Consider the following 6,115-nt stretch of genomic DNA (forward strand, 5'->3'; position numbering starts at 1 on the left):
ACCCCGCATGAAAGCTCTCGCAATACTCAGTTGTGTCATCGTCTGCAATTGTTGCGCAGCCGCCGAACCCCAGCATCAACGCCCCAACATCGTTCTAATCATCACCGATGATCAAAACGACTACTTCGCGGCGGCCAGCGGTGTTGATGCGCAAACACCTTCGATGGATCAACTGACGAAACAATCCATTTCATTCTCACGAGCCTACTGTGCTTCGCCCGTCTGCGGACCGTCACGTGCTGCATTGTTTTCCGGGCTGTTTCCCCATCATACGGGTGCCTATCTCAACGGCTGTGATCCGTGGAGAAAATCGACGCAACTGCAAGCCGCAGAAACATTGCCGGAACTCTTCCAGCGAGGCGGCTACGAGACTTGGGGCATGGGCAAGCTTTACCATGCCAAGCTGCCTGCGGATCGAGAACCCAAACAGTGGAATAATCAGGCGAGAGCGAACGGTGGATTCGCGCCATTTGGAGACAGGGAACATCAGTTATCCGGTAAGTTCTTTTCCGTGCAGGAGTGGGACGGACCCGACGAAGACTTCCCCGATGTGAAAAGTGCGAATGCCGCGATTGAATTTCTGAAGAAGCGGAATTCGGATCAGCCGTTCTTGATGGTTTATGGCCTCTGGCGTCCCCACAATCCTTGGACAGCACCACGACGGTTTTTTGAGCAGTATGCAACGGATCAGGTCGCTTTTCCGCCACCGGGATACTCTCAAACGGACCTCGACGATGTGCCGTCATCGGGGCGCGATCTTGCCGCTATTTACAAGGGACGCTGGGAAGCGCACGGAGACCGTTCCGTCGATGACTGGAAACGCGTTTTCCATGGCTACTTGGCGTGCACATCGTTCGCCGACTGGAATCTTGGCCGTGTCATCCATGCACTCGACCAAACGCCAATGGCCGACAACACCATCGTGATCGTGACTTCCGATAACGGCTATCACGTTGGAGAGAAGCATCATTACGGCAAATCAACGCTGTGGGAAAAGTCAGCAAACGTACCGCTGTTAATCCGGATGCCTAAGGGAAAGAACGCCGGTTCAAAGAGTGATGCCACGGTGGGACTCATTGATCTCTACCCAACGTTGCAAACGATTTGTGGTTTGCCGAAAACGTCCCATCAACTTGACGGGAACGACATTTCGCCACTGCTGGCCGACCCAACTGTAGATTGGCCACATCCCGCCATCACAACCTATGGTGAAGACCGCTTTTCGATGCGAAGCGGACGGTGGCGATACATTCGCTATTCCGATGGAACTGAGGAACTCTACGATCACTCAAGTGATCCACACGAGTTCACCAACCTCGCCGAGAAGCCGAAATTCCAATCTACCAAGGCAAGATTCCGAAAATTGGTTCCAAAGACATTCGCGAAATCGCTCGGAGGCCGAAATGGATAACATGATTTGCAAGACTCGCGATACACGTCATCTCGCCGTATTTCGACGCATTCAATTCCTGACCATCCTGACAGCCAGCGTTTGTTTGCTGGTAGACGCACCTGCCAGAGCTGATGAAATCGCCCTGCGTTCGGGCGACTGGACCGTTCGTGGCGACGAAACGATTCGCGACACTCACATTCGTCTTGATGGCTCACTTATTCTGCCAAACGGTGGCACGTTGACGCTTGAGAATTGCACGCTGGAAATCACCGGCGATTACTCGCGACAGCACAGCGTTGAATGGCGGGGCGGCACGCTGGTCACGAAGAACTGCGAGGTCGGTGGTTTTGTCAACAAAGATGGCACTGCGATCCACACCGTTTTCCATCTCTTCGACGGACTCTGGGAAGCCACCGACACAACGGTCTCCTATTCCTACGGCATCAGCTTTCACTGGGAGACGGGCAAAGGCGTCCTTCGCGGCAAGCGATTGAAAGCCGGTCCGCGTCCCGATGCAATCATCCTTTCGGGCGAAGCCGACGTCGAACTAGTCGACTCGGACTTTCCAATCGGTCTTGGCGTTTATTGCAACGAGGGCGGCGAGACGAAGCTCGATCTGTTGCCGGGCGATTCCATCACGGCGACCTACGACCGCGATAATTTGTTGCCCGGGGTGAATTGGCGTTTAAAGATGGCCAACACGCGCGTCGAGCGATGGTTTCTGTTCCTGCGACGCATCGGTGGCTGGCAGCCTCCTGCGGAAGTCACGTTGGATGCGTCCAAAGACATGATCGTGTCGCTGTTCGTTCATAACCTGAAAGGCGCAACGACGCTGACCAATGATCTGGCCGAGCCGTTGTCGATCGGCAACTTGACGTTGAAACGATCCGGTGACGATCCGGCCGGCATCTCCATGTATGCGATGTACTTTTCCGGCGACGAAACCGACGCGACGATCACCGGTCGGACCCACATCTGTGAATGGATGCAGGGAGCCGGGACGGTTCGCGTACAGGGGATGGAAAAGCAACAAGACCTGACGTTCGGATGCACGACGCTGGAACTTTCTGGCGAGTCAAAACTGATCGCTGATCGCGTTCACTTCGGTCGCCCGATGACTTGGCAACCTGAAAACAGCATCGGCGAAGCGAACGTTAAGGACAACGCCAGCCTGCAAGCCAACGACATTTCAGTTAACAAAATTCGCTTCCGCGCCGAGGACAAGGCCACCATCAAAATCAATGGTGTCGAGAAACTTGGCCAGATGCTGACCAGCGAAGAGGGCGGCGAGATTGAGATCGACGAAGCTCAAGGTGAAGTTGAAGTTGAAAAAACTTCCACCAAGCGATCACGACCCAAGGTTTGGATCATCACCGACATGAGCGACAAGCGACTGCGTGGCAACGAACGCGGAGGCAGCGTCAACGATCCCGACGACATTTCCGCAATGGCAGGTTACCTGTTGATGGCCAACGAGTTCGACACGCTGGGGATCGTCGTCGCCAGCACGCATCGCCGGCAGCACCGCACGTCGCCTGATCAAGCCCAATGGGCCGACGAGTTTTTCGGCGATGCCTACCGTGCCGACGTCGCCGCGCTCAACGAAACGATCGGGGATTACCCGGAGACGATTTCCTTCCAGCAATCTTGCATCAAAGAGACAGCCGAGAAGTTCAAGCCAAATCGCACCTACACTTCGCTCGACGATTACGACACCATCGCAAAACTCCTAGCGACCGCCGCAATGCTGCCGGATGACGAACCGCTCAACGTGCTGTGCTGGGGTTCGCTGACCGAGCCAGCGATTCTGGTCAATCATTGTCTGACGACCGGCAAAGATGACGTTCTCAAGCGGGTACGTTTCATCGCCCATTGGACCAATTCGCCACTGCATCAAGGCTCGAAAGAGCATCCCGAAAACGTCGCCAACTGCCGTGAAGACGCCGAGGCCTGTCGTTACATGAAACAAGTCGCCGCGGCGGGCAAGATCACTTATCACGAATGCGGCGCGATCGGCCAACACGGCATCGTCAGTGGAGGCCCCAAGGGGCGGGATTATTTTGAACAATTCCGTACGAGCCGACTGGGCGAGATCTTTGTCGATGGCAAGTTCGTGTACAACGGCGTTGACCACTCCGACTCGGCCACGTACTGGGCCCTGCTGGGAACCTACGGAGTCGGCTTGAAAGACATTCGACCCGACGGCATGAACACAGCGAAGATCGAAGCGGCGAACGAAAAGAAGTTTCGCGGTCAATCGCAACGCATCCACGACGAGTTGCTTCGACGCTCGACCGTCGTACGAACGGCCGCATTGCAATCCAAATGAATCTGACAACGCAGCACAGGCTGGCAGCCTTGAAAACATGAGCAACACCATGCGCACAATCGTCACTCGATTGGCTTTCATTGTCACTTGCACAGCCGTCTCGGCGGAAGCGAAGCAACCCAACGTCATCGTGTTCCTCGTAGATGACATGGGCTGGATGGACAGTTCGACGTACGGAAGCGAGTTCTACGAAACGCCGAACATGACACGCCTGGCCAAACAAGGCATGACGTTCACCCAGGCCTACGCACAGCCACTCTGCTCGCCGACCCGCGCGGCACTGATGACAGGAAAGTACCCGGCCAGATTCGCGATGCACCAAGCCATCACCGGACAAAGCAAGGCCGAACCAAAACTTCCCGCTCAACCCAGACGGGGCGAGACCGTTCGTTGGCCCGAGAGTAAATCGCACCTGCCCCTGGAAGAGACAACGATCGCCGAAACTCTTCAAGGCGATGGGTACGACACATGGTTTCTTGGGAAATGGCACTTGGGCAATCAACCCAAGTATTGGCCCGAACAACAAGGGTTTGACAAAGTCATTTGTGTCGGAGGTGCCGGACCGAGTGGCGGGTATTTCGCACCGAATCGAATCCCCGCGTTGAAACCAGGCTCCGACGGCGAGTACATCTGCGAGCGACTGACCGACGAAGCTTGCCGGCTGATCGACAATCGAGGCGACGCTCCGTTCTTCATGTACCTATCGCATTTCAACGTCCATTCGCCGTACGAAGCACGGCCGGCAGACGTCGAACGGTTTGCCGCCAAGATTGACAAGAGTCTCACGCACCAGAATCCCGTGATGGCGGCCATGCTATTTGCGATGGACGAAAGCCTGGGCCGGATTCTTGACAAGCTGGAAAACGAAGGACTTGCTGAAGAGACGTGGGTGTTCTTCATGTCCGACAACGGCGGTGTTCATTGGAGCAATATGCGGGGCGAGTACGCGAAACGTTTCCCGGTTCCGGTGACTTCCAACGCACCGCTTCGAGGCGGAAAGGCTTGTTTCTACGAAGGAGGTGTGCGAGTGCCCATGATCGTTCGCAAACCGGGAACGGTCCCCGCCGATTCCAAGTGCGACCAGCCGGTTCATGCGATCGACCTGCTTCCCACTTTGGCAGCGATCGCGGGTGCCGACGAATCGCAGCGTGAAGAGATTGACGGAATCAGTCTCTTGCCGGTCCTGTCTGACGAAACGACTTTGAATCGGGAACGCTTGTTCTGCCATTTCCCCCGATCCAAAACGCTGGCGGGCACCGTTGGCGGATCATTCGTTCGCGAAGGCGATTACAAACTCATCCGACTTTGGTTTGGCGGCGACGATGGTAAGCACGCTTACGAACTGTACGACTTGAGCACTGATATCGGCGAGCAAACGAACTTGGCACCTGCGATGCCAAAGAAAGTCACCGCTCTGAGTCAAACGCTCGATCATTGGTTGGCGGACACCGAGGCACTTGTCCCCCAATGGCATCCGCCATCGGCTGTGAAATGATCGACTGGTGTCATGCAGGCTGACATGAACCTGTATCGGTAAAGAAAAACGGCTGCATTTGAATGACCAATGCAGCCGCGGTGTGGTTTGAATATTTACTGACGACTACTCTTCTTCTTCTTCTTCTTCGTCTTCGTACGTCGGCGGCCAAACATCCAAGATGCCGGTGTAGCTCGGCCAGTTCTCGCCCCAATCGCCTGGATGCACGACAGGGTAGTCGGGCGTGCCGGGGTAGGCTTTGCCAGGGTGACCGGGCGGCAGGTTGATCACTGGCGAGGTGATTTGGCCCTCGTCTACCGCGGGCTGTGTTGTGACGACTCGTCCGACAAGCTGCGCATCGATGCTTTCTATTGCTGATATGACTTCAGTGTGGTCACAGTTTCGCCCACTTCTTTGACATCCACTCCGTAAAAACCGTCGCCGATCAGGTTCGCCGCTTTGACCGGGCCGTCGAATGGATTACGCTCGGCTGGGCGGGTGCGGCATCGGGACGTTCGTTGGAATTGACCTCGAATGGATGTCGTGCAGTGAGGGCAATCAGCTTGAACACCCGGGATTTTCGTCCTGCAGACGCGCGCAGTGTAGGCCGGTTTGGCCATCGGCGCGTGTCGGCGGAAAGAAATTCGTCCGAATTGGTGCGGCAAACCGTTTGCCTGCTCAAAATCACCTTTATGAGTGAGAAGCTGGCATGGAAACTCGGGTGCATTCGGATGCAACATCGCCTCTACAGCAAGAATGACCGTAAATAACGGTGTTCTTGAATCCACTGTATTCGGTAACCTGATTTCACTCTGCAAAATATTGGAACATTCATCGTGTATGCCGGAGCGCAAGAGGTCCTGGAAATAGGGCATTTCCAGCATCGTCTGTACAGTCATCGCGAATATGCCACCCAACA

Annotated in this window: 5 protein-coding genes; 3 read left to right on the forward strand and 2 right to left on the reverse strand. The window is 55.4% G+C overall.

Features of this window, described 5'->3' with window-relative positions:
• The first annotated feature begins 7 nt into the window (after positions 1-7).
• Genes Poly41_RS31920 through Poly41_RS31930 form a run of 3 tightly spaced genes read left to right on the forward strand, consistent with a single transcriptional unit; the run spans position 8 to position 5,217 of the window.
• The gene (locus Poly41_RS31920; RefSeq protein WP_146531431.1) at positions 8-1,411 is read left to right on the forward strand and encodes a sulfatase; all 1,404 of its coding nucleotides are present in this window, start codon (positions 8-10) and stop codon (positions 1,409-1,411) included.
• Positions 1,404-3,722, forward strand: a complete 2,319-nt coding sequence (locus Poly41_RS34610; RefSeq protein ID WP_197231920.1) for a nucleoside hydrolase-like domain-containing protein — start codon at positions 1,404-1,406, stop codon at positions 3,720-3,722. Before Poly41_RS31920 ends, Poly41_RS34610 begins: the two co-directional genes overlap by 8 nt.
• A 49-nt stretch (positions 3,723-3,771) precedes the next feature.
• Positions 3,772-5,217 carry a sulfatase gene (locus Poly41_RS31930; RefSeq protein WP_197231921.1) on the forward strand — a complete coding sequence of 482 codons (1,446 nt, stop codon included), beginning with the start codon at positions 3,772-3,774 and terminating at the stop codon, positions 5,215-5,217.
• Between the two features lie 105 nt (positions 5,218-5,322).
• Here the strand turns inward: Poly41_RS31930 and Poly41_RS34615 are convergent, their stop codons facing one another.
• A complete protein-coding gene (locus tag Poly41_RS34615; protein ID WP_197231922.1) occupies positions 5,323-5,487 on the reverse strand; it encodes a hypothetical protein in 165 nt (54 codons plus the stop codon).
• Positions 5,488-5,564: 77 nt separating this feature from the next.
• The coding region (locus tag Poly41_RS31935) for a hypothetical protein (protein WP_231616118.1) at positions 5,565-6,115 on the reverse strand (551 nt) is incomplete at its 5' end.

It is taken from the genome of Novipirellula artificiosorum (assembly GCF_007860135.1).
In the GTDB taxonomy this organism is placed as follows: Bacteria; Planctomycetota; Planctomycetia; order Pirellulales; family Pirellulaceae; genus Novipirellula_A; species Novipirellula_A artificiosorum.

Bases quoted from the DNA above. Each gene is read 5' to 3' on its own strand.
- Poly41_RS31920 (WP_146531431.1), top strand. From the start codon at position 8: ATGAAAGCTCTCGCAATACTCAGTTGTGTCATCGTCTGCAATTGTTGC.
- Poly41_RS34610 (WP_197231920.1), top strand. From the start codon at position 1,404: ATGGATAACATGATTTGCAAGACTCGCGATACACGTCATCTCGCCGTA.
- Poly41_RS31930 (WP_197231921.1), top strand. From the start codon at position 3,772: ATGCGCACAATCGTCACTCGATTGGCTTTCATTGTCACTTGCACAGCC.